The organism is Pantoea sp. GbtcB22 (assembly GCF_019091025.1).
In the GTDB taxonomy this organism is placed as follows: Bacteria; Pseudomonadota; Gammaproteobacteria; order Enterobacterales; family Enterobacteriaceae; genus Pantoea; species Pantoea leporis.
This window is the reverse complement of the sequence record NZ_JAGXKB010000633.1, coordinates 1-244: the sequence shown is the minus strand read 5'-3', so window position 1 is coordinate 244 and position 244 is coordinate 1. Positions and strand designations below refer to the sequence as shown.

1 protein-coding gene is annotated in these 244 nt (G+C 54.1%); it reads right to left on the bottom strand.

Going from position 1 to position 244, the window contains the following annotated elements; genetic code table 11:
* Positions 1-244: hypothetical protein (locus tag KVT28_RS26220; protein ID WP_217551201.1), on the bottom strand; the 244-nt coding region annotated here is incomplete at both ends.

Genomic DNA, 244 nt, shown 5'->3' with positions numbered 1-244 from the left:
CCACTTTTCCACCTTGTGCCATTTTCATGCTTAGCATAAACGTAGACGGTGTCGTTAGCAGGGGCACTGCCTTTCAGGGTTGGCTTCAGGTCGACGGTACGGCCACTGTTCGCAATGGTGCCCTTGATCAGGCCAATATTGTCGTAAACGGGATCAATCACCGGAGCATCAGGAGCCGCATACAACGTGAAAGTAGCGGCGTTGGGATCGGGGGTCACGCTGCCCGAAGCCTGAAAATCGTAGA